At 62.1% G+C, this 21,365-nt stretch carries 24 protein-coding genes; 1 reads left to right on the top strand and 23 read right to left on the bottom strand.

The features are described 5' to 3' along the window. Positions 1-543 precede the first annotated feature (543 nt). The 10 genes from K369_RS06705 to K369_RS06660 all read right to left on the bottom strand — a co-directional run bounded on the left by K369_RS06705 (position 544) and on the right by K369_RS06660 (position 10,283). The gene (locus K369_RS06705; RefSeq protein WP_036289444.1) at positions 544-1,704 is read right to left on the bottom strand and encodes a hypothetical protein; all 1,161 of its coding nucleotides are present in this window, start codon (positions 1,702-1,704) and stop codon (positions 544-546) included. Further along, positions 1,701-2,798, bottom strand: coding sequence for a flagellar motor protein MotB (locus K369_RS06700; protein ID WP_036289443.1), 1,098 nt, complete (start codon positions 2,796-2,798; stop codon positions 1,701-1,703). The genes K369_RS06705 and K369_RS06700 overlap by 4 nt, the downstream gene beginning before the upstream one ends. After that, positions 2,795-3,445 (bottom strand): hypothetical protein, encoded by a 651-nt coding sequence (locus tag K369_RS06695; RefSeq protein ID WP_036289442.1) that lies wholly within the window; start codon positions 3,443-3,445, stop codon positions 2,795-2,797. Before K369_RS06695 ends, K369_RS06700 begins: the two co-directional genes overlap by 4 nt. Then, complete coding sequence (gene fliF, locus K369_RS06690) at positions 3,445-5,094, bottom strand: flagellar basal-body MS-ring/collar protein FliF (protein ID WP_036289439.1); 1,650 nt, start codon at positions 5,092-5,094, stop codon at positions 3,445-3,447. The genes K369_RS06695 and fliF overlap by 1 nt, the downstream gene beginning before the upstream one ends. Before the next feature lie 142 nt (positions 5,095-5,236). Continuing rightward, positions 5,237-6,148 carry a flagellin gene (locus K369_RS06685; protein WP_036289437.1) on the bottom strand — a complete coding sequence of 304 codons (912 nt, stop codon included), beginning with the start codon at positions 6,146-6,148 and terminating at the stop codon, positions 5,237-5,239. A gap of 337 nt (positions 6,149-6,485) precedes the next feature. After that, a complete protein-coding gene (locus K369_RS06680) occupies positions 6,486-7,397 on the bottom strand; it encodes a flagellin (protein WP_036289436.1) in 912 nt (303 codons plus the stop codon). Positions 7,398-7,659: 262 nt separating this feature from the next. Beyond that, complete coding sequence (gene fliP, locus K369_RS06675) at positions 7,660-8,391, bottom strand: flagellar type III secretion system pore protein FliP (protein WP_036289435.1); 732 nt, start codon at positions 8,389-8,391, stop codon at positions 7,660-7,662. Continuing rightward, complete coding sequence (locus tag K369_RS06670; RefSeq protein WP_036289434.1) at positions 8,388-8,990, bottom strand: flagellar basal body-associated FliL family protein; 603 nt, start codon at positions 8,988-8,990, stop codon at positions 8,388-8,390. Before K369_RS06670 ends, fliP begins: the two co-directional genes overlap by 4 nt. Before the next feature lie 19 nt (positions 8,991-9,009). After that, on the bottom strand, positions 9,010-9,735 hold the full coding sequence (flgH, locus tag K369_RS06665; RefSeq protein WP_036289433.1) for a flagellar basal body L-ring protein FlgH: 726 nt from the start codon (positions 9,733-9,735) through the stop codon (positions 9,010-9,012). Continuing rightward, positions 9,732-10,283 (bottom strand): MotE family protein, encoded by a 552-nt coding sequence (locus K369_RS06660; protein WP_036289432.1) that lies wholly within the window; start codon positions 10,281-10,283, stop codon positions 9,732-9,734. The genes flgH and K369_RS06660 overlap by 4 nt, the downstream gene beginning before the upstream one ends. A gap of 241 nt (positions 10,284-10,524) precedes the next feature. Here K369_RS06660 and K369_RS06655 point away from each other — a divergent pair, with 241 nt between their 5' ends. Continuing rightward, entirely contained in the window at positions 10,525-11,193 is a 669-nt protein-coding gene (locus tag K369_RS06655; protein ID WP_024879095.1) for a response regulator transcription factor, read from the top strand. A 66-nt stretch (positions 11,194-11,259) separates the two neighbouring features. On the opposite strand, the gene K369_RS06650 is transcribed toward K369_RS06655, so the two are convergent. From K369_RS06650 to K369_RS06590, 13 genes are all read right to left on the bottom strand, one after another. Continuing rightward, the gene (locus tag K369_RS06650) at positions 11,260-11,727 is read right to left on the bottom strand and encodes a flagellar basal body-associated protein FliL (RefSeq protein WP_245278123.1); all 468 of its coding nucleotides are present in this window, start codon (positions 11,725-11,727) and stop codon (positions 11,260-11,262) included. A 16-nt stretch (positions 11,728-11,743) separates the two neighbouring features. Further along, positions 11,744-12,157, bottom strand: coding sequence for a hypothetical protein (locus K369_RS06645; RefSeq protein WP_051949111.1), 414 nt, complete (start codon positions 12,155-12,157; stop codon positions 11,744-11,746). A gap of 55 nt (positions 12,158-12,212) precedes the next feature. Then, entirely contained in the window at positions 12,213-12,518 is a 306-nt protein-coding gene (locus tag K369_RS06640; protein ID WP_210165044.1) for a rod-binding protein, read from the bottom strand. 205 nt (positions 12,519-12,723) lie between these two features. Then, the gene (locus tag K369_RS06635) at positions 12,724-13,116 is read right to left on the bottom strand and encodes a hypothetical protein (RefSeq protein ID WP_245278122.1); all 393 of its coding nucleotides are present in this window, start codon (positions 13,114-13,116) and stop codon (positions 12,724-12,726) included. A 5-nt stretch (positions 13,117-13,121) separates the two neighbouring features. Then, positions 13,122-13,877, bottom strand: coding sequence for a flagellar biosynthetic protein FliR (locus K369_RS06630; RefSeq protein ID WP_036289427.1), 756 nt, complete (start codon positions 13,875-13,877; stop codon positions 13,122-13,124). After that, positions 13,874-15,958: a flagellar biosynthesis protein FlhA gene (flhA, locus tag K369_RS06625; RefSeq protein ID WP_051949109.1), complete on the bottom strand. Its 2,085-nt coding sequence runs from the start codon at positions 15,956-15,958 to the stop codon at positions 13,874-13,876. Before flhA ends, K369_RS06630 begins: the two co-directional genes overlap by 4 nt. A 60-nt stretch (positions 15,959-16,018) precedes the next feature. Beyond that, a complete protein-coding gene (fliQ, locus tag K369_RS06620) occupies positions 16,019-16,285 on the bottom strand; it encodes a flagellar biosynthesis protein FliQ (protein WP_036289425.1) in 267 nt (88 codons plus the stop codon). Next, positions 16,282-16,701, bottom strand: coding sequence for a flagellar hook assembly protein FlgD (flgD, locus tag K369_RS06615; RefSeq protein ID WP_036289423.1), 420 nt, complete (start codon positions 16,699-16,701; stop codon positions 16,282-16,284). The genes fliQ and flgD overlap by 4 nt, the downstream gene beginning before the upstream one ends. A 12-nt stretch (positions 16,702-16,713) precedes the next feature. Then, positions 16,714-17,124, bottom strand: a complete 411-nt coding sequence (flbT, locus tag K369_RS06610; RefSeq protein WP_036289421.1) for a flagellar biosynthesis repressor FlbT — start codon at positions 17,122-17,124, stop codon at positions 16,714-16,716. Positions 17,125-17,131: 7 nt separating this feature from the next. Then, entirely contained in the window at positions 17,132-17,479 is a 348-nt protein-coding gene (gene flaF / locus K369_RS06605; RefSeq protein ID WP_036289419.1) for a flagellar biosynthesis regulator FlaF, read from the bottom strand. A gap of 27 nt (positions 17,480-17,506) precedes the next feature. After that, positions 17,507-18,556 (bottom strand): flagellar hook-associated family protein, encoded by a 1,050-nt coding sequence (locus K369_RS06600; RefSeq protein WP_036289417.1) that lies wholly within the window; start codon positions 18,554-18,556, stop codon positions 17,507-17,509. Positions 18,557-18,571: 15 nt separating this feature from the next. Beyond that, a complete protein-coding gene (flgK, locus tag K369_RS06595; protein ID WP_036289414.1) occupies positions 18,572-20,059 on the bottom strand; it encodes a flagellar hook-associated protein FlgK in 1,488 nt (495 codons plus the stop codon). A 24-nt stretch (positions 20,060-20,083) separates the two neighbouring features. Next, the gene (locus K369_RS06590; RefSeq protein ID WP_036289412.1) at positions 20,084-21,322 is read right to left on the bottom strand and encodes a flagellar hook protein FlgE; all 1,239 of its coding nucleotides are present in this window, start codon (positions 21,320-21,322) and stop codon (positions 20,084-20,086) included. Positions 21,323-21,365: the final 43 nt, after the last annotated feature.

Genomic DNA, 21,365 nt, shown 5'->3' with positions numbered 1-21,365 from the left:
GCAGCGAGGGAGCCGGATCCAGAGCCCGCGCCTGTGGCGAAGCCTCGGGACGAGCGTTTTCCGCGATACGGCTTTCGGACTCGATCATGCTCAGTCGCGGTGAGAGCACGGGAGCGGAGAAACGGCGCGCAACCTCGTTCGCGCCACTATCCGCTCGTGATCCACCCGCGTCCTCGCGCGTCGGCGCCGCCGTGTCATCGGTGGACGATCCATCGGATGGCGCCGGCGCCGATTGCGCATCGACAGCGGGCCGCCAGCTCATGTCGAATGCCGGGACCGCGACGAAAGCCAGCATCTGCGGCGCCACATTGCTCGTCGCCTCGGCGGCCGCAGCTTCCTCGGAATCCGACACCCTATGATCTGTCGTCGCTTCCGTGACGGGAAGGCGCGCAGAGACAGAGCTTCGATCGTCGAGATCGGAGAGCAGCGAAGCGAATTGATCGGCGTCCGTTGTGTCGGAATCACGTTGCCCGGACGAAGCTGCGTCGGTCTGACGACCGAGAAGACGCGCGGTCTGAAGATTGGGAAAAAGAGCGTCGAGAGTCATCTGCGTGTCGCCCGCTGAAGCAGCGCGTCCGCGTCGCTCAACGCCTGCTGCGCAGAGCGCTCGACCGTCGAATCGGGACGCGTCTCCTCTTGCGCCGGCGTGGTCGCCGCGGCGGAAGAGACGCCGTCGGTCACGCCCTGAAGACGGCTGATCGCGGCGGTCACGATATTGCGAACTTCGACATCGGCCGACGGCAGAATTCTCGGATCGATTTTTTGGAACTCCGCCTCCGCCGTCTCGAACTCGCCGGCGAGCCCGGCGACCGCAGCGCGATAGAGTTCTACGCGCGCGCGGGCTGCGGGCGTGTCGGCGAGAGGGCCTGCATATTGCGTCTCCGTCGTCGCCAGGGCGACGCGGCCGCTCAGAATCGCTTGCCGCGCGACGCCCATATGCGTCTCGAAACGCAATCCTGGCGAAGCGCCTTTCAGCAGACCACGGAATTCGCTCAAGCGGGAATTATCGCCATTGACGGCCGCGCGCAGCGTCGCTGCGCGCATTTCGTCCCAATAGTTGCGAGCGAAGGGCGATCTTGCGTATTGCGAGCCATAGCGCCGGCCGAGCACGAGAAATTTGGTGGGATCCTGCGTCACGTCGACGATCGACATCTCGCGTCGCAGGGCGGCCTCCTCGACGAGGGAGCTCGGCATCAGCAGACGCGCGAGATCGAACAGCTCGCGCGCCTTCGCTCTATCGGCGCCGATCAGCAGTCCGCCTTGGATCAATGCGAGATGCGCGGCGAGCGTGTCGGACTGCGTTCGCGCATCGATCGGCGTAAGCAGCTTGGCGGCCTCATCATTACGGCCTTCCGCATAGGCGACGGCGCCGGCGACGAGCGGCGTGTCCGCATCGGGGATGAGATGGGCGTCGAGAATCTTTCGGATCGAGCGGGATGGCCCGCCGCAGAACAGGAAGATCGCTGCGGCGACGGAATTGCTCTTTTCCTTCCATGCGTCGGCTTCGAGCGAAGCGACGACCTGTTCTATGCGCTCGATCTGCGCGGGAATCGCGCCACGGCCCCCGGCCGCGCCCTGCACCATCGACCCTTGCAAAGCGTTGAGCGCACGCACCTGCTCGGTGAGCTCGCCCGCTTCGGCGCAATATGTCGAACCGGAGCTCAGGACGACGGCGAGAATGACGGCTCGCGCGAATATCCTCACCGATCGCTCCTGCGCAGCAAGATTTCGATGCGGCGATTGACCGCCGCGAGCGGATCTTTGGGAGTCTTCGGCCGACGATCGGCATAGCCGGCGATCTTCACCACGCGCTTCTCGGGAAGCCCGCCGCGCACGAGCATGTAATAGGCCATGTTGGCGCGATCGGAAGAGAGACGCCAATTGTCATAGGCGGCCGATTTGTAAGATCGCCCGTCCGTATGTCCGCGCAGCTCGATCTCGCCGCTCTGCTTGGCGAGGAGCTGGCCGATTTGGCCGATGATGCGCACGGCCTGCGGCCGCGGCTCGACGGAGCCGACGGCGAACATCGAGAAAGCGGCGTCGTCGGTGAGGCTGATGAGCAGCCCTTCGGACGTCTCCGCGACCTCGACATGCGGAGCCGCACGCAACGCCGAGAGCTCGGCTTTCACGACCTTCTCCACTGCGGCCTTCACGCTGGAGGCCGTTGCGTCGGCCTTCTTGTCCTCGCCTTGCGCCGAAGCCGCACCACGCGGAGGCTGCGCCGCGGATTTGCTCTGCGGCGTCGATGGCGCGGGCTTTGCGCGCGGAGCCTCCAGCGGCTCGGTTGTCGTCGATTTGTCCGGCGAGCCACTGTCCTCGATACGCTCGTCCACATAGCCGACGCCATGGGCGCTGCGATCGAAGGGGTCGCCGAAGGACGAAGGCTGCGCCGATTTTTTGTCGATCTCGTCGAGAGTCGACATCGGGTCGTAAAGGAGCGCGGCCTCGCGCTGCGGGCTGTCCTTCTCCGCGGAAGCCGGCGGCGCCGAGGCCGGCGCGCCCTTGTCCGGCGCCGTGCTGGATTGCTGGCTCTTCCCCTGCCCCGCTTCGGCTGGATCACGCAGCCCCTTATGCGCGGGATTGGAGTCGATGAGCTGCACAGGATTGAAATATTGAACGATCGCCGCCTTGGTCTCCTTCGACGTGGAATTGATGAGCCACATCACCAGAAAGAAGGCCATCATAGCCGTCATGAAGTCGGCGAAGGCGAGCTTCCAGACGCCGCCATGATGCGCTTCCTCTTCATCGCCATGCTTCTTGCGGATGAAGATGATCTCGCTTTCCTCGTGATCGCTCATGCGGAGTCGTCCCCTTCGCGCAGCTGCGCCATCCATTCGCCGAGCCGCGTCTCGATCGTCGAGGCGTCGAGACGCGCACGCACGTCGACGCCGCCGACATCCTCGATCTTCGTGGCGATATCCTCGCCATTGAGCTTGGCGCAGACCGCCTCGAGCAGATCCACAGGGCCGCTGAGGTGAATCACCGGATTTTCGCGATCGGCGATGAGGACGCGCAAAGTGTCCATGAGAGCGACGAGCATCTTCTCTCTGATCTCGCGCACCACGAAGGGCTCGAGAATGTGCTCGACATCTTCGCCGATGCGCGCGGAGTAGCGGCCGAGCGAATCGCGAAATTCACGACCGAGCCGCTCGCCTTCCTCGCGCGACCAGCGACGCCGCTCCTCCTCCAGGCGCTGCGCGGCGACGGCGCGCTCGCGCGCGATCATCTCGTCGCATTCGGCCTTGGCGGCGGCGCGTCCTTCCTCGAGCAATTGCTCGCGCAGCTCATCGGTGAGAACGGGTCGGATATCTTCCGGCTCGGGCTCTGGGAGATCGATCGTCGGCTCCAGCGCGTCGAATTCGATTGCGAGCGGGGGTGGCTCCGGCGCGAGAATTTTCGGCTGCTCGTCGAAACAGGGGAGATAGAAGGCGACCGAGCGCGCCATCAAACGCGTCCCTCCGCATACATCCATTGCTTCAGAATCGCGACGGCCTGCGCCTCATCGGCCTCGATCAGCTGCTCGAGCCGCTTCTGCTGGGTGAACTTTTCCTGATCGGCGATATCCTCGATCAGCCCCGTATCGATCGCCGCCGCCATTGTGAACTCTGGCGCCTCGAGCGGAGTGAATGGCAACTCTATGCCATCATCGAGATCGAGCATCGGCGAGGCATTCTCAGCGAGAGCCGCGCTCGGAGTCTCCGCGAGCAGCGCGCGCGTCGCGGGACGCAGGCCGAAGATGACGAGCATCACGGTGACGGCGATCAGCGCCAGCGCGTTGATGACCGAGCCGAGCTGATGGGTGAGCGCGTCCGCCCAGCCCGGCGCCTCGACCGGACCCATGTCGTTCTCATTCGGCATGAACTCGACAGCCGAGATCTTGACCGTGTCGCCACGCTCCTTGTGCAGGCCGGCGGCTGTCGAGACCAATTGCTCGATCTCCTTGATTTGCCGCTCGACGGCGTCCGGCTTCGGCGCATCCTTGCCGGAACCGCCGAGGCTCGCGCGATTGACCAGCACGGCGATAGAGATGTTCTCGACCGTGTAGCCGCCGCTGACCGTGGTGATCGTCTTGGACGAGAGCTCGAAATTGGTGAGCTCCTCATTCTTCTTGTTCTCGTCGTTGGACTGCTTGCCCTCGGATGCGGACTGCTTATTGTCCTGCGGAATATTGCGGTCCGAGCCGGTGGATCCGGTGGTGCTGTTGTTCTGCGACGTCGAATTCTCCTTGACGACGCGCACCGATCGCTCGACCCGCGACTCGGGATCGAAGATCGTCTCATTGGTCTGCTTGCGATCCGTGTTGATGCGCGTTCGCACGCTCACCTGGAAATTCGACAAGCGCAGATAGGGCGTGAGGGTGCGACGGATATTGTCCTGAATATCCTTGGCGACGGTGCGCTCGAGGGTGAGCGTCTTGCCCGGCACGGCGTCGCTCTCGTCGCCTTCGGAAGTGGTGAGCAGCATGCCGTCGGTGTTGAGCACCGTGACCTGATCGACCGTCATGCCGGGAATGGAGGCGGCGACGAGATGCCGGATCGCATGCGCGGCTTTGGAGTCGTCGGGACTCTCCGTGCGAATGACGACGGAGGCGGAGGGAGGCTGCTTGGCGCGGCGGAACGAGCCCTCGTCGGCGAGCACGATATGCACGCGTGCGGCCTTCACGCCGCGAATCAGCTGAATGGTTCGCGCGAGCTCGCCTTCCAGCGCGCGTATGCGCGTCACCTCCTGCATGAAGGAGGTGAGGCCGAGCGAGCCGACCTTGTCGAACAGCTCGTAGCCCGCGTTGGCGCTCTGGGGCAGGCCTCTTTCAGCGAGCATCATGCGCGCTTGAGCGGTCTGGCCGTAATGGACCGAAACGGCGTTGCCCTCTGGATTGATATCGAATGGAATTCCATTCGATTTCAACGCTGCGCCGATGCGGCTCACATCCTCTCGATCGAGGCCGGCATAGAGCACCTCGAAGTTCGGACGTGAAAGATAATAGGCCGCGACCCCGGTCACCGCCAGGACGAGGACAAAGATCATGGCGAGTGCGGCGAGCTTGCGGGGACCAAGTCCGAGCAGATTGTCTCGCAGCTGAATAAGGCGATCCATCGGGGGCGTTTCATCGGGTTGACGCGATGCGGTTCCCCAATGTGCAGCCGCTGGCTTGCGCGAACTTTGCCGATCGTCTCGGCTGAGACGAGGAAGGGTCTCGCCGGCGGCGGCGAGCCCCATGCTCGGATCGTCGAAATCGTCACTGGAACAGCTTGAGGATGATCTGGCTGTTCTGGTTGGCGATCGAGAGCGACTGGACGCCGAGCTGCTGCTGGGTCTGCAGAGCCTGCAGGCGGGTCGAGGCCTCGTTCATATCGGCGTCGACGAGTGAGCTGACGCCATTGGTGAGGGCTTCGTTCAGCGTCTTGACGAAGGCGGCTTGACCGGTGATCGTCGTCTGCGTCGCGCCGATCTGGGCCGCATATTTGGTCAGATCGGAGATCGCTTTGTCGGCGTTGGTCAGCGAATCGGTGATGACCGCGCTCGAGGCGACGTCCGTCGTCGACAGATTAGTGAAATCGGTCGCGGCGGTCGCGCCCGTTCCCTGCGCGACTTCCAAAATGCCCGCGCCGGCCGCGACCGCAGGCGACGCGCCGCCACCGCCGATCAGCGCGGTCGCTGTGAGATTGATCGTGTTGAGCGCCGAAGCTGTCGAGCCGCCGCCATCCGTGTAAGAAGCGATGAAGGCGAAGGAAGACTGCGAGCCATCCAGAATGTTGAGGCCGTTGAAGCTCGCCGAGGCGACGATGCTCTTCAGCTGATTGCTGAGGCCGGTCAGGCTCGTGCCGATCTTCGCCGTGTCAGCGCCGGGCTGCGCCGCCTGCGCGACCGCCGATTTGATATTGTTGAGCACCGAGATCGCATTGGTGACGGCGGTCTGGGCAATGTTCAGGAGCGATGAGCTCACCGTCATCGAATCGCCGATCGTCGACAGCACGCCTTGATCGGACTTCATCGTCTCGGCGATCGACCAGGTCGAGGCGTTGTCGGTGGCGCTCGAAATCTTGAGACCCGTCGAGACTTCCTTCTGCGTGCTCGCGAGCGCATGCTGCGTCGCTCGCAGCGACTGAAGGGCCGTGATAGCCGAGGGGTTAGTGAGAATGCTGGACATGACTCATCGATCCCTTTTGGGGTGAAACTAGTGACGAAAGGCATCCCGGAATTTCACCGGCTCGACGGAAGCGGCATCATGCCTTTGGGCTGGAAACGCCCTATCCGAAGCAGTCATCGGCGGAGCGCCACGACATCGCGGGAGCCAGTCCACTCGACGACCCGTCGAAACCTGTTCGGGTCCCGACGGTTACAGCACAGCCTGCACGGTGGTTAACCTAACTAGATAACCTTAATAAAGGTCTAAGCGGACAAAGCGTCTGCGTCGCGCGGGCGACAAAAAAAGCCGCGCCCCGAAGGGCGCGGCCTCTTGCCGAAAAAGGTGAGTCGTCGGCGTATTACTGGAACAGGCGCAGGATGATCTGGCTGTTCTGATTGGCGATCGACAGCGACTGGACGCCGAGCTGCTGCTGCGTCTGCAAGGCCTGCAGGCGGGTCGAAGCTTCGTTCATGTCGGCGTCGACCAGCGAGCTGACGCCCGCGGTCAGACCCTCGTTCAGCGTCTTGACGAAGGCGGCCTGTCCGTTGACGCTGGTCTGCGTCGCGCCGATCTTCGACGCATATTGAGTCAGATCCGCGATCACCTTGTCGGCGTTCGACAGAGTGTCGGTGATCGTCGCGCTCGAGGCGACGTCGGCGGAGGAGAGAGTCGTGAAGTTCGTCGCCGCCGTCGCGCCGGTGGCCTGAGCGGCCTCCAACAGGCCCGCGCCGGCCGCGACCGCCGGAGAAGCGCCGCCGCCGCCGATCAGAGCGGACGCGTTGAGATTGATCGTGTTGAGCGCCGAAGCCGCCGTGCCGCCTCCGTCGCTATAGGACGCGATGGAATTGAAGGTGCTGCGCGAGCCGTCGAGCAGATTCAAGCCATTGAAATTCGCCGAGCTGACGATGCTCTTGAGCTGATCGCTGAGGCCCGTGAGGCTGGTGCCGATCTTCGCCGTATCAGCGCCAGGCTGAGCGGCCTGCGCGACGGCGGATTTGATGTTGTTGATGACCGAGATAGCGTTGGTCACCGCCGCATTCGCGACATTGAGCACCGACGAGCTGACCGACAGCGAGTCGCTGATCGTCGAGAGAACGCCCTGATCGGATTTCATCGTCTGAGCGATCGACCAAGTCGAGGCGTTGTCGGTAGCCGAGGAAATCTTCAGGCCCGTCGAAATCTCCTTCTGGGTGGAAGCGAGAGACGACTGAACCGAGCGCAGCGATTGCAGAGCGGTGATGGCGGAGGCGTTGGTCAAAATGCTGGTCATGACTCGTCGATCCTTGGATGAGGTGAACGCGACATCCCGGAAACTCACCGGCTCGACGGAAGCGGCATCATGCCTTGGGCGCCCTGCCCTATCCGAAGAACTCTGTCGACGGCGCGCCTGCGGTCTCGCATGGCCGCGCCGGACAATCGGATATTACACGCAGGGCGCAGGATCGCCACAAATCGCAGAAAATGCGATTAATGAAGAGCTAACAGGGATTTGGAGCCGCGCTGCGCGGCTTGGCGCTCCCGGGGACGCCGCCTCAGCCGTAGGAGCGGATGAGGCTGCCGACGAGGAGATTCCACCCGTCGATGAGAATGAAAAACAGCACTTTGATCGGCAGGGAGATGGCGGTCGGGGGCAGCATCATCATGCCCATCGACATTGTGATCACCGCGACGACCATGTCGATGACGAGAAAGGGCAGCACGATGAGAAAGCCGATCTCGAAGCCGCGGCGCAGCTCGGAGATCATAAAGGCGGGAGCGAGGACCTGGAGGCCGAGCTTCTCATAATCTCCGGTCGTCCCTTTGTCCTTGGTCAAATTCTCGAACAGCTTGATGTCCTTGTCGCGCACATTGGCGATCATGAACTTGCGGAACGGCTGCGAGATTTTGTCGAACGCCTCCACCTCGGTGATCTTATTGTCCATCAACGGCTTCAGCCCGTCCTTCCAGGCCGCGTCGAAAGTCGGCGCCATCACATAGAAGGTCATGAACAAAGCGAGGCTGATGAGCACGAGATTGGCCGGCGTGCTCTGCAGCCCCAAGCCGCTGCGCAGAAACGACAGCGCTATGGCGAAGCGGGTGAAGCTCGTCACCATGATGAGCAGGCCCGGAGCGATGGAGAGGACCGTCAACAGGACGAGGATCTGCACGATCCTACCGCTGGCCGCGCCGCCTCCTGCGGGCAGCAGAGCGTTGAGGTCGAACCCCTGCGCCAGAGCGGCGGTCGGCGCAAGGAGGAGGAGAAGGATCGCGGCTGCGCGCTTCATTGAACGACCAGGGCTTGAATGATGACCTCCTGAATGTGACCTTCCGAACGTGTCGCCGCCCGATCCGTCAGATCCTCGTGCAGGCGCCGCAGCCCATCCGAGCCCTCGAGCGAGGAAAGCGTCATCGTCCGCAAAAAGGCGACGATGTCCGCGGTCACTTGCGAGATCAATATGTCCGGCTGCGGCACGGCTTGGGAATCATAGACGATCGACGCCTGAAGGCGCACCCATCCGGTCTCTGGCAGGGCGAGATTGGTGACGATCGGCGCGAGCTCCTTGAGCTTCATCTTCGCCTGCGGCGCATCCTTCGCGCCTTCGCTGGGCGCGGCGGCGCCATGTCCGCCATGCGCCTGCCCGCCATGTCCCTGCGCGCCATGTCCCTTATCGCCGGGCTCGGCGCTTTTTTTCGGCGCCGCGCTCTCGGCCGGCGCCGGTTCGGCCGGCTTAGCGACCGTGGACGGATCGCCGGTCAGCGTGAAACCGAGGAACCCCCCGCCTCCGGCGCCGAGAACCGTCGCGACGATGAGCGCGAGCGCCAGCTGACCGGAGGACGACGAATGCGTTTCGGCGGCGGTGGTGGTGCCAGACGGCGCGGCCACGTTCGTTCCCCTTCCTGTCTCAGAACGGCGCGAATATGTCGTAGGCCTGCTGGCCCCATGCGGGCTGCTGCACCTCCGTCAATCGCCCGCGTCCGCCATAGGAGACGCGCGCCTCGGCGATCTTGTCGTAGGAAATCATATTGTCCTTGCCGATGTCGCGCGGCCGCGCGATGCCGGCGATCGTCAGCACGCGCAGCTCGTAATTCACGCGAATCTCCTGCGACCCGCGCAGCATGAGATTGCCATTGGGCAGAACCGCGGTGACGACGGCGGCGACCGAAAGCCGAATCTGCTCCGAGCGGTTGATCGACCCCTGCCCCTGCGTCGAGCTGCTCGACTGCAGATCATTATTGACCGAGCCCGTCCATTTGCGCTCCGGCGGAGCGGATGACGCGCCAGCGAGGAAGTCGAACAGGAACGACCACGTCGTCTTGACCTTCGAATCGCGCGAGCGATCGGTCGAATTGCCGAGCACCGCCTTGTCGTCCATAGAAATGTTCACGGTGACGACATCGCCGACCGTCATCGCGCGCACATCGCGATAGAGATTGACCCTGTTCTCGTCGAGCCGCATCTGCGGACCGAGGGCGGGTGGGCGCACCGAGCCAGTCGGCAGCTGATCGTCATAGGCTGACAAGCCGCTGCCGACGGGACTCATATGTGGCTCGCGCCCGATGTCGCGCGGGTCCGTGGCGCATCCGGCGAGCGCCAGCGCCGAGCCGATCGCGATGGCCAGCCGCTTCATTGCTTCTTTCCAGCGCCGACGAGGCTCGACAGAGCGGCGACCTTCTTGGTCAGCACGACGGCCCGGGAGGCCTCCATCTCATTGAGAATCGCGCTGGACTGTTTGGGCTGCAGCCGCATGAGCATGGCCGCCGCCATGTCCTCCTCCATATTCGCGAATTGCGCGGCGGCTGCTTCCGGCCGCATGCGTCCATAGATAGAGACGAGCCGCTCGTCGGTCTGCTTCAGCAGCGTGTCGTAGCGATCGAGCACGTCCTGCAGCTCCGCGCGCTTGGCTTCGAGCTCCGCAGTGCGCTTGGCGATTCGCTGCTCTATATCCAGCAGCTCCTTCTCCTGCCGCGCATTGCGAGCGGCTCCGGCGGCGGCGGCTATATCGGCGCAATATTGCCGCGCATCGGGAGGCGGCGGCGCTGCGCGCGCCTCGCGCACCCGGGGAGGCTCCTCCTTGACGACAGGCTCCGCCTTCTTCTGCTCCGCCCCGACGGCGAAGGCGCATGAGACGAACGCCGCCGCGGCGACGAGCGGAAGCGCCTTTCGCAAATTTGACATTGGATCTGGCCCGGGATCTGGCTCGACGTCTATGTTCGACGGAACATAGGCTGACCGATCCGCCTTGCGTGTGGCTTGCACGAGTCGCGGCGCGCGACGAGCGTCGCGACACAGGCTGGTAAAGAAAGCATTACTTTATTTGGTTACTATTTCGTTGACGCCGCGGAATCGATGCGGCTAAGTAGTCCGTATAGTGATTCGCGCAGATTGCCAGGGCGAGACAGATGTCAAGGGGACGGCAATGTTCATAATCGTCGATGAGCGTGAACTGGTGACGAGTGGGTATGCGCGCCACTTCGGCCAGGAGGGAATCTCCTCGGCGGGGTTCTGTTCCGGGCAGTTCATCGATTGGGTCGACTCCGCGGTCGAGACGGATATGCTCGCCGTGGAGGCCTTTTTGATCGGGGAGTGCCCGGAGCGCGAAGAGCTGCCGAAGCTCATTCGCAAGCGGTCTCAGGCGCCCGTCATCGCGATGAACGAGGCGCCGTCTCTCGAGCAGACGCTCGGGCTGTTCACAGCCGGCGTCGATGACGTCGTCCGCAAGCCGATTCACGTGAAAGAGATTCTCGCGCGCGTCTACGCTATTCGTCGCCGTGCGGAGACGCGTCGCGACCACGCGGTGGTCGGGCCGATGCAGGTGTTCTTCGACGGCCGCGATCCGCTGGTGCGCGGAGAGCCCTTCAACCTGCCGCGACGCGAGCGCAGGATTCTCGAATATTTCGTGATGAATCGCGGACGCCGTCTGACCAAGTCGCAAATCTTCAACGCGGTCTACGGTCTCTTCGACGATGTGGTCGAGGAGAATGTCGTCGAGAGCCATGTGAGCAAGCTGCGTAAAAAGCTGCGTGCGCGCCTCGGCTATGACCCGATCGATTCGCAACGCTTCCTCGGCTACATGATGGTCGGCTGAAAAGCGTTCTGAGCTTCGACAAATGAGAGAAAGGCTCTGGCCGGCGTTACGCCGGCCGGCCTTTTTTCAGTGCGGGATATCGTCCTTTGGGACAAAGGCGAAGCTCTTGACCAATGTCTCGCGCACGAGCTCGCCGCCGAGCCGCTGGTTGATGCTCTTGGTGAGCTCCTTCGTCAGCGAATTAAGATCGTATTTTTCGATTCGCCGAAAATCGAGGTTGTTGTCGGCATAGAGCCGACGAAACGCCTCATCCATCACATAGCTGTCCGCATCGACCGGCGCGCCGCCGCCGCCATGGCCTCCCTTATTGGACGCCTCGACGACATACGCGAATTCCGCCGAAATATAGCCCTTCAGCGTCCCTTCCGAGATGATCGGAACCGTGATCGGCTTGACCTTCTTCACCTCGAGCTTTTCCGCATGCTGCGCCGCTTCCGCCGGCGCGCTACGATGCGATTTCCAATAGGACGCGCCGAAGGTCGAGCCGAGCGTCACCACGCAGGCCCAGATCCCGATCAAAACCATGCGCATCATCGATAGGGCTCCAAAATCAACGTTCCACCGACGCTCTCGTGGAATAGGTTCCGTCGGACTCCGCCATCTCGATCGTGCAGATCATGATGCCGGCGATCTCCCGCATCGCGCGAAGGCGCCGTTCCAGCAGCTTTCCATTTTCGACGAGAGTGGCGCGCAATAGTTCGACCTTCGCTTCGATCGCCGATGAACGCGGCGCCGCATAGGCCCGCGAGGCGCGCGAAAATTCGAGCAGCGCATGAGTCTTACGCGCGTTGAAATCTTCGAAGTCCACATTGGCGCGCGATCGCAGCGCTTCCGTCTCGCGCTCGATCAGTCGCGTCAATCGATCGACGCAGCCGACGAAAGCCGCACGCCGCGCCTCCTGTGCATGATCGCTTCGGAACGGCGCTCCATTCACTCTCTCATTGCTATATCGATGCGTAGCCATGTCCTATATCCATTCGAACCGGTTCCAATCACCGACGCGGATAACGCCGACGACATCACGACGTCTTTGTGCGATCGTTGCTCGAAGACAAATTGTGATCGAGCAGCTTGCGCAGCCCCAGGCCGCCCGCTTTCGCTATCTGATCGCCGATCTGCTCGGCGATCATCGAGCGCCACACATCGCCCGCGGTCCCATGACCAAAATAGCCGTTTTCCGATTTCGGAAGCATCGCCTCCAGCGACGATTGAATGATGAAGGCCTCGAACTTTTGCGTCGCTTCGCCAGGACGAATTGTCGCCCGCGTTGCGGCCGCCGTCCCATCCCAGACCACCGGCGCGGCTACGGCCGGCTTGGTCGACATCGACGCGCTTCCATTGTCCGCAACAACAGCTGCGAAGCCATCGACATTTCTCGGCGTAGCGTTAGAGACTTCGCTGAGGCGCGTGACCGCCGCATTGCGACGAACAGGATCCGCGGCTTTGGCGACTTCGGTGACGAGATCGGTAGCGGGAAAGATCGACATCGGTCCCCAATCCTTCGACTGCGACTTTTCTACATGCGCAGACTTACGGCGCGCTGAAGTCGCGCATCGTCGCGCAATGCTCGATCACCTCGCGCAGCGCCTCCAGCTCCATTGCGCGGTCTCGCTCCATCTGAGCGTCGGCGACGAGCCGTTCCGCCTGCTTCACGCGCTTGGCCTGCTCCAAGGTCACGCCCGTCTGCCTATCGACCTCCCTGCGAAGCTCCTGCTGCTGGCGAATATTGGCCTTCAGCCTTTGCAGCACCACTTCCGGAAATAGCGCGATCATATTGCGATTGCCGTCGAGACATTCGACGATTCGCGTCTCCTCCTCCTTCAATTCGCGCGCCCTTCGCTCGAGCCGAGACAGGCGCCCCACCTCGATGCGATGCAATTGCTCATGAACTGCGAGAATCCGCCGCTGATTTTTCCAATTCATCGCCATTATCCCGACAAGAGCCAAGCGCCGAACGCCGAGGCGAAAGCCGTGAAGAAATCATCCGCCATCACATAGAACCAATAGATGCCGAGCCCGATCAACAGCGGAGTCGAAACAAAATAGACGGGGACCGACGGCGTCATGCGATTGAGAAAGCCGAAGGCGAGATTGACGATGAAGCCGAACAAAAGAAACGGACTGCTGATGCGCAGCGCGAGCAGAAACGACTGCGACAGCACATTCGAATATTCACGCAACATTCCGTCCGCGGGCATTCCATCCCTCACCGGAATCGCGGAATAGGATGCGAAAAGCCCGCGAATCATCTCCCAATGCTGATCCAGCACGAAGATCAGCGTCGTCGCGCCGAGCATGATGAACGAACTCATCGCGGGAAGCGGCTCCGCCTCCTCCACCGCCGACCCCAATATGTTTCCGAGCCCGGTCGTCATCGCCGCCGCTGTCGTCATCGTCTCCAGCGCGAAGAAGAAAAGACGCGCCATCGAGCCGATGAGCACGCCGATGAAAAGCTCCCCGATTACGACGAAGAGCACGCCGCCCGGCGTAGCGTTCGCCACCACTGGCGTGACGACATCCGCGAGCGCCGGCGCCAACGCGACCGTCAGTCCAATAGCGATGAACAGCCGCGCGCGCACCGGCACCCGTTGGCTCGCGAAGCCGGGTATCGTCATGATGCAGCCGCCGATCCTGCAGAACAGCACGAAGAGCGTCGCGACGACGCTCGTCAGCCCCGCCGTCACGATATCGTCCCGAGCGATTTGATCTCGACGCCGCGAGCGATCTCGAGATGCGAAAGAATGGGAAGCGCCGAAAAGAGACGGCCGACGATCATTTTGACATAAGGCCGCGCTTCGGGCGTCGTCACCACCGCAAATATATCGCCGCGCTCTATGCGTTCGCGAATCGCCGCTCCCGCCTCCTGGCCAAACTGCTCGATGAGCGACGGATCTGCATTGAACTCGACGATCTCGCCCTTGGCGTCTCGGCGGAGACTCTCATGGAAGAACAGGTCCCAGCGCGCGCCGAGCCGCAGCACGCCGAGCGTCCCGTTAACTGCTATTTCGCCGCAAATCTGCGGGGCGAGGCGTGTGCGGACATGCTCGACGATCGGCTCCGCGCGCCGCGCATAGGGCACCACCTCGCTGACCGCCTCGAGGATGAGATCGAGATTGCGGATCGAGACACGTTCTGCGAGCAGCAGCTTGAGCACGGAATGGAGGCCAGAATTCGAGATGAGATTCGGCACCATCTCGTCGATGAGCTTGCGATATTCGGGTTCGAGACGATCGAGCAGCATGCGCGCGTCGCGATAGGACAGGAGCTGCGAGAGATTATTGCGCAGCACTTCCGAAAGATGCGTGAGCAGCACGGAGATCGGATCGACAGGCTCGAATCCTTCGCGCCGCGCCTCGGCGACGAGCGCATCGGGAATCCAGAAAGACTTTAGACCGAAGGCCGGGTCCACCGTCTCATCGCCCGGAAGATCGGGCTGGCGCCCCTGCCCGACGATGATGAGATGCTGCCCGAGCTGCAATTCCTGCGTGGTGACGACTGTCCCGTGAATCTTGATCTGATAGCTCTTCTGCTTCAGCGCGAGATCGTCGGTGAGCTTGATCTCGGGAATCACAAACCCATACTGACGCGCAAAATTGCGCCGCATCTTGCCGACGCGATGCGCGAGCTCATCCTGCGACATCAGGAGACGGGCGGACAGCTGCTTGCCGAGACAAAGCTCGACACCCGGCGTCTTCAAATATTCTCGGATCGAATCCTTGGCTTCCGCCTGGGCGCGCCTATCGTCCTCCGCCTTCTTGGCTTGCTCGCTGGCGCGGAGCTTTGCCGCCTGCTTCGGCGTGGAATAGGCGACGAAGGCCATGGCGCCGCCGAGCATCATGAACGGCGTGAGCGGCAGACCCGGCATCATCGCCAGCACGAACAGCAGAGACGAGGCGACATAGAGCGCCTTCGGATAATTGCCGAGCTGCCGAACGATGTTTTGCTCTGTCGAGCCCCGCGTGCCGCCCTTCGACACCAGAAGGCCCGCAGCCAGCGACACGATGAGCGCCGGAATTTGCGAAACGAGACCTTCGCCCACCGAGAGCTTGGTGAACACATCGGCGGCGTTCGACAAAGGCATGCCATGACGCGTGACGCCGATCACGATGCCGCCGAAAATATTGACCGCGAGGATCACGAGGCCCGCGATTGCGTCGCCTCGCACGAATTTTGACGCGCCGTCCATGGAGCCGAAGAAGGAACTCTCCTCTTCCAGCTCACGGCGGCGCAGCTGCGCCTGCTTCTCATCGATTAGCCCGGCCGAGAGATCGGCGTCGATCGCCATCTGCTTGCCGGGAATCGAGTCGAGCGTGAAGCGCGCGCCGACTTCGGCGATACGCGTGGCGCCCTTGGTGATAACCAAAAAATTAACCGTTACGATGATAGCGAAGACTGTCAGACCGATAACGAAGTCGCCGCTCATCACCAATTTGGAAAAGCCGGCGATTATATATCCTGCGGCGGCCGTTCCCTCCGCGCCATGTCCGAGAATGAGGCGGGTCGTCGCTATGTTGAGCGAGAGACGCAATATCGTCGCGACGAGGAGAATCGTCGGAAAGGCCGAAAATTCGAGCGGCTTCTGGATCCAGAGCGACACCATCAATATCAGCACGGCGAGCGCAATGGAAAATGCGAGGCCGATGTCGATGAGGAAGGGTGGAATCGGCAGGAAGAAAATGCAGAGGATGAAGATGATCGCCAGAGCGAATCCGACGTCCTTCGCGCGTCCCTCGGGCGCGCCCCCAGCCAATGCGACGTCGGTCATCTCTCGCTCCCAGCGGCGCCTCGCGCCTCGCGCCCCGCGACGTCGCGGGCGCTGCCGCCTTCAGAATCCCTTCTCGATACGCGAATACGCATAATCGGTGAACGCTTGAATCTGCGCGCCGAGAAACGGTGCGGAGAGCCCGAGCGCGACGAAGATCACGATGATCTTCGGCACGAAGGTCAAGGTCATTTCCTGGACCTGCGTGAGGGCCTGAAGCAGCGCGATGATGATGCCGACCGCCATTGCGGCGCCGACCACCGGGCTCGAGACAATGAGCACGGTGAAGATCGCGCGCTGCATGATCTCGAGCGCGTCCGCCTCGTTCATTCGCTCACCGTGACGCCCGACCCTAGAGAAATCGTCGCGCCATTGGTGAGAGTCGCGATCACGCCGGAGCTCGACGTCGACACCGAGGCGACGACGCCCGAGGTGGAGCCGTCCGAGGACGACACGGTCTTGCCGATGAACGAGCTGGCTTGCGTGAGCAGATTGGAATTCAGAATGGACGTCAGCGTCGTGTTCGTCTTGACCGCTTGCTCGACCGACGAAAACGAGGCGAGCTGGGAAACCGTCTCTGTCGGATCCATCGGCTTGGTCGGATCCTGATACTTCATCTCGGTGACGAGAAGCGTCAGAAACTGGTCGTAGCCCAGCGTCTGCGTCGAGCTGCTGGAAGACGACGTCGAGCTCGCGCTCGAGGTCGCGGTCGCATTGGTGACGGAGGTCGTCGATATCACAGTCACTGTATCGCCTCCTCAGGCTGCTTTGCCGCTGTCCTGCGCCGCGCTCGGCGTCAGTATTTCGGACTCGAATGGGAACAGCGTGCGAATCGTCTTCAGCGCATCGAACATTCGCTTGTCCTCGACATATTTCGCAGCGAGCGCCAGCCCGTTGAGAATTCGGGGGTCGGGAAAGGCAGTGTTGAGGGACGCCAGCATGCTGCGGCACATGTCCAATGCCGCCACTGTGTCGTTCGGCGACATCAGCATCAGCTGCACGACGAAGTAGAGCTGGCGCAAAGGTGACGTGGCGTCCTTCGCCTGCATCACATGATTCTCGAGCAGGAACGTCACGTCGTTGAGCAGCTCGATGCAGACTTTTCGATCGGCGCGGATCACCGCGCCGTTGAGATAGAGCTTTTCGCCCCGCCGTAACGAAATATTCATGCCGCCCTCAGCTCAGTCCATCGGCGATCATCTGATTGATCTCGATGACGCCGTCGAAATTATCCGACCTACCGCAGTCGATCGCCTCGAGCTCACGAAGAATCCACAAGCCGATCGAGATGAGCGAGGCTCGCAGCGCCTCGGGAAGCGAATTTCCGTCGCTGCCGAGATCTTCGATGAAGACAGTCCAGATTCGCCGCATGTTCGCGGTCGCCTCGAAGGACTCGCTGCTGCGCACCCCTTTGACCTTGGCCACCGCGAGCAGCCGGATGGCCCTCTCGAGCAAGGCCCGCTCACGGCCACGCGCCACAGCGGGGGAGTCTTCGACCGTCTGAGCATAGACATTACGATACATGCGATTCTCTTCGGGTCATTCGTTCGCTCAGATATATTTCGACAGCGTGAGCTGCTGAATTTTTCCGGTCAGCGTGTACGACGTCTCGAGCTGAGTGGTCAGGTTGTTCAGCCGCGTCGACGCCTCATATGGGTCGACGTTTTCGAGCGAGCCGATCTGCGTCGTGATCATGTCACGCTGCGCCGACAACGAGTCGTTCGCATCCGAGACGCCTTTCTGCATCACGCCGACTGTCGCCCGCAGACTAGTCAACCCAGATATAGCGTCAGACATTGTCGCCGATGCAGTCTTGAGAATCTGTTGATATGCGGAGCGGCTCAAAGAATCGACGCCGAGATCAGCGACCATAGTATACGCCTGAGCGAGCTGGCGCAGGGCTGTCTCATTGGCGGACACAGAAGTCTCTGAGGTCTGCGATAACGAGATTCTGTTCGTCGCCGTCTCACTCGTCGCGCTGGACCAATTGGCGCTCCACCCCGACGAAGAGAACAGATCTGCGAACGAACCCGAGAGAAAGGTCTGCATCTGCTGATCGGTGATGGAGCTCGCGCCAGAGTCCCCTTGCGCAACTCCGAAGGCGCCGAAGAACGCCTGATCGACGGACTGCTTGGCGGTGGACGTCGGAGTGGAGAAATAATCGGCGAGCGGCGCGACGCCGGTGTTGACGCCGCCGAATATCTGCACGCCGTCGACGCTGGTGTCGAGCGCAGAGATCAGCGATTTCAGCCCGGTCTCCGCATAGCCCTTTATGGCGCCGGGATCGCTGCCGGCGCCAGATGGCGCGCTCACCAGCGTCTGCAAAAAATTCTGGGCGGTGTTGGCGATCGAGCCGAGCGCCGTATCCGTCGCGCTGAGCCGCGTCGTAATCACATTATTGCTCGCGGTAAGGGCCGCGAGGTCATCGGCGTGAAATCCGTAGGAATAGTCCTGCTGTATCGCCGAGCCGAGACCGAGGCCGATATCCGCGAGGCGTCCAGTCGAGACTTCCGATTGAGTCTTCGAAAGCTGTGTCTGAACGTCGAGAACGGACCGTCGCAGCGCGTTGGTGAGCGATTGGGTCGAGGTGATCGAGACCATTTGTCCGTCCGTTCGTCAGAGCGCCTGAAAGAGCGCTTTATACATGGCGTCTATCGCCGAGATGAGCTTCGCCGACGCTTGATAGGAATTTTCGAGATCGAGCATCTTTGACATTTGCTCGTCGAGATTGACGCCAGTGGCGCTGGAGAGCGCGTCGGTCGTCTGCGACAGCAGCGTCGACTGATAGGATTCGGTGTCCTTCGCCTGCTGACGCTGCGCCTCGAACCATCCGAGGGAGGAGGTCGCATAATCCTGGAGAGACAGGCTGGAGCCGAGGCCAGAGGAAGGATCGAAGCTCTGCGCTGTCGAGAAGGATGCGACGAGCTGATTTATACGATCCGTGTAGCCCGCGGCGCCGGTGGTGTTGTAGAGATAGGCGGAGTTGGTCGGATCGGAAATGCCGCCGTCGCGCAGCCTGTCGAGATTGCCGCCCTGGCTCGGATCGGCATTCGGATTGACGATGATCTGGCCGGCGAGGCCCGGCACGACGCTCGCGCTCGGCACTGACGTCGCGCCGGAGTAGGTGAAGAGCCCCGGCGCCGTGGTTCCGAATCCAGATTGATCGCTCTCCGCGAAAGCGGCGATCAGCCCGCGCGCGGTTTCGTCGAGCTGGCTTTGATATTGCGGCGCGACGACGTCGCGAAGCTGCGTGAGGCCTTGCAGCTTTCCGGATTGAATCGCCATTGACGCGGATGCGCCCGTCACAGGCACGCCATCGACATAGACCGCATTGCCTGTCGTCGAGGCCGTATAGGCGCCGGTCGGCTGAAACGTCACCGATCGCGCCGTCGTCTCGAAAAGCGTCGCGCCGCCGTCGGCGTAGATCACCATATCATTATTGGCGCGCGTGACCGTGGTGACGCCGATCTCGGACGAGAGCGATTTGAGAAGAGATTCGCGCTGGTCGAGAGCGGATGTGACGTCGCGCCCGACCTGCGTTCCGGCGACCACTTCGGCATTCACCTGCTGAAATTGCGACAGGATCGAGTTGATATTCGCGACAGAGGATGCGATCTCGCCATCGACCTGCGTCCGCAGTTGCTGCACGGTCGAATTCGCTGTGTTGAGCGCCTGCGCCACCGCCTTGGCGCTCGAGAGCACATTTTGTGCGACCGTCGTGCTCGAAGGCGACGCGCTATAGCTCTGCAATGCGCTTTTCAGCGCCGACAGCAGCGACGCCGGCGATCGATTTGTGCTCGTGTCAGACGCTGTGCCGGACGAAAGCCCGAGCGCCTGATCGATCTGGTCGAAACCAGACGACAGCGCCGCCGCTGAAGCTTGCGTCGCGGTCGCCTGCAAGGAATTCTGAACGAGCGCGGCGTTTGTGGCGCGTGCGACGCCATCGACTTGCGTTCCGCCACTGGAACTCGTGGAAACCAGAGCGGTCTTGGTCGCATAGCCGGAGACATTCACTCCGGCTATGTTTCGCGACACGACATTTATTTGCGCGGCGATCGTTCCGAGCGATTGATTGGCGATCGCTCCGGCATTCGTGAGTGACATGGCGACCGCCTATCTTTTTATCGCTTATTTCAGATTGTTCAGCACTTGCATCACTTCCGAAGCGACCTGGAAAACCTGGCTGTTCGCGGTGAAGGAGCGCTGCGCGACGATCATGTTCGACAATTGCGTCGCGAGATCGACCGTCGAGCCCTCGAGCTGATCGGATGCGATCGCGCCCATGCTTCCGGAATTGGCGTCGCCGAGATAGGCGGCGCCGGATTCCTTGGTGACGGCGAATGTGTTGCCGGAGAGCGCCTGCAGATTGCTCGGGCTCGCGACCGTGCCGAGCGGAATCTTATAGGCGGACACCGACTGGCCATTGCCGAGCACATAGCTGAGCGTGCCGTCCTTCGCGATGCTGACGCTGCTGACCTGCGAGGCAGCATTGCCGTTGATCGTGGGATTGGAGACGGAGAAGGAAGAGCCGAGCTGCGTCAATCCGCTGAGATCGAGCGCGAGGGTCGCGCCGTCGGGCACGGCGATCGAAGCGCTGGAGCCGCTGCTGATGCTGCCGTCGGTGGCGGAGAAGGTGAGCGACTGAGTGGTGAGCGGGCCAGACGCATAGGGGAAGCCGCCACTCGTCGCATCCGCGGCGTTGAACACCGACATTTCCCAGTTATTGGAGGATGTCTTAGCGAAGTATACGTCGAGCGTCACCGCATTGCCGAGATTGTCATAGGCGGTGACGGAGGTCTTATCGGTATAGGTGGACGTCGCGGAGTTCGCGGAAGGCAGATCGGCCGCCGCGATCGTCGCGGCGGTGGAGGGAAGATTGGCGGTCAGCGAGCCACTCGTCGAAGCCGTGCCGATCTCCTTGCCATAAGGAATGGTGACGGCGCTGAGGCCGGCGGGATCCGTCGGCGCAGAGGCGGCCGATGAGCTGTAGCCCATGAGATAATAGCCGGCCGTGTTGACGAGCCGCCCTTGCGAGTCGGGAAGGAATGAGCCGGCGCGCGTCAGATAGGTGTTGCCGGCCGTGTCGCTGACGACAAAAAATCCGTCGCCCTGAATGGCGAGATCGGTCGCCGATGTCGTGTTGAGCGTGGTGCCGGATTTGGTGACTTCGATGACATTGCTCGCGGCGACGCCGCCGTCGGCGTCATTGCCGCCCTGGAAGCTCGTCAACAGCGTCTGGAAATGCGTGGTCGCCTCTTTATAGCCGACCGTGTTCGAGTTCGAGATGTTCTCAGCGACCGCGCTGAGCGCCGTGGTCTGCGCCGACATGCCCATAACCGACGTGTTGAAAAGCGCGCTCGCCGTCATCTGTCATTCCTTCATATCCGTGAGACGCCGGGATTAGAAGTCT

The sequence above is a fragment of the Methylosinus sp. PW1 genome, assembly GCF_000745215.1.
Classification (GTDB): Bacteria; Pseudomonadota; Alphaproteobacteria; order Rhizobiales; family Beijerinckiaceae; genus Methylosinus.
The sequence above is the reverse complement of the archived record's forward strand: the minus strand, read 5'-3'. Positions and strand labels throughout refer to the sequence as shown.

Coding starts and splice junctions, on each gene's coding strand:
- K369_RS06645 (WP_051949111.1), bottom strand. CDS start 12,157: ATGGCTACGCATCGATATAGCAATGAGAGAGTGAATGGAGCGCCGTTC.
- K369_RS06590 (WP_036289412.1), bottom strand. CDS start 21,322: ATGACGGCGAGCGCGCTTTTCAACACGTCGGTTATGGGCATGTCGGCG.
- fliF (WP_036289439.1), bottom strand. CDS start 5,094: ATGGATCGCCTTATTCAGCTGCGAGACAATCTGCTCGGACTTGGTCCC.
- flgK (WP_036289414.1), bottom strand. CDS start 20,059: ATGTCACTCACGAATGCCGGAGCGATCGCCAATCAATCGCTCGGAACG.
- K369_RS06650 (WP_245278123.1), bottom strand. CDS start 11,727: ATGATGCGCATGGTTTTGATCGGGATCTGGGCCTGCGTGGTGACGCTC.
- K369_RS06685 (WP_036289437.1), bottom strand. CDS start 6,148: ATGTCCAGCATTCTCACTAACCCCTCGGCTATCACGGCCCTTCAGTCG.
- flhA (WP_051949109.1), bottom strand. CDS start 15,958: ATGACCGACGTCGCATTGGCTGGGGGCGCGCCCGAGGGACGCGCGAAG.
- flaF (WP_036289419.1), bottom strand. CDS start 17,479: ATGTATCGTAATGTCTATGCTCAGACGGTCGAAGACTCCCCCGCTGTG.
- flgH (WP_036289433.1), bottom strand. CDS start 9,735: ATGAAGCGGCTGGCCATCGCGATCGGCTCGGCGCTGGCGCTCGCCGGA.
- K369_RS06680 (WP_036289436.1), bottom strand. CDS start 7,397: ATGACCAGCATTTTGACCAACGCCTCCGCCATCACCGCTCTGCAATCG.
- K369_RS06695 (WP_036289442.1), bottom strand. CDS start 3,445: ATGGCGCGCTCGGTCGCCTTCTATCTCCCCTGTTTCGACGAGCAGCCG.
- K369_RS06660 (WP_036289432.1), bottom strand. CDS start 10,283: ATGTCAAATTTGCGAAAGGCGCTTCCGCTCGTCGCCGCGGCGGCGTTC.
- K369_RS06635 (WP_245278122.1), bottom strand. CDS start 13,116: ATGAATTGGAAAAATCAGCGGCGGATTCTCGCAGTTCATGAGCAATTG.
- fliP (WP_036289435.1), bottom strand. CDS start 8,391: ATGAAGCGCGCAGCCGCGATCCTTCTCCTCCTCCTTGCGCCGACCGCC.
- K369_RS06600 (WP_036289417.1), bottom strand. CDS start 18,556: ATGGTCTCGATCACCTCGACCCAATCGCTCACCAACGCGCTGCGACGG.
- fliQ (WP_036289425.1), bottom strand. CDS start 16,285: ATGAACGAGGCGGACGCGCTCGAGATCATGCAGCGCGCGATCTTCACC.
- K369_RS06655 (WP_024879095.1), top strand. CDS start 10,525: ATGTTCATAATCGTCGATGAGCGTGAACTGGTGACGAGTGGGTATGCG.
- K369_RS06640 (WP_210165044.1), bottom strand. CDS start 12,518: ATGTCGACCAAGCCGGCCGTAGCCGCGCCGGTGGTCTGGGATGGGACG.
- K369_RS06700 (WP_036289443.1), bottom strand. CDS start 2,798: ATGAGCGATCACGAGGAAAGCGAGATCATCTTCATCCGCAAGAAGCAT.
- flbT (WP_036289421.1), bottom strand. CDS start 17,124: ATGAATATTTCGTTACGGCGGGGCGAAAAGCTCTATCTCAACGGCGCG.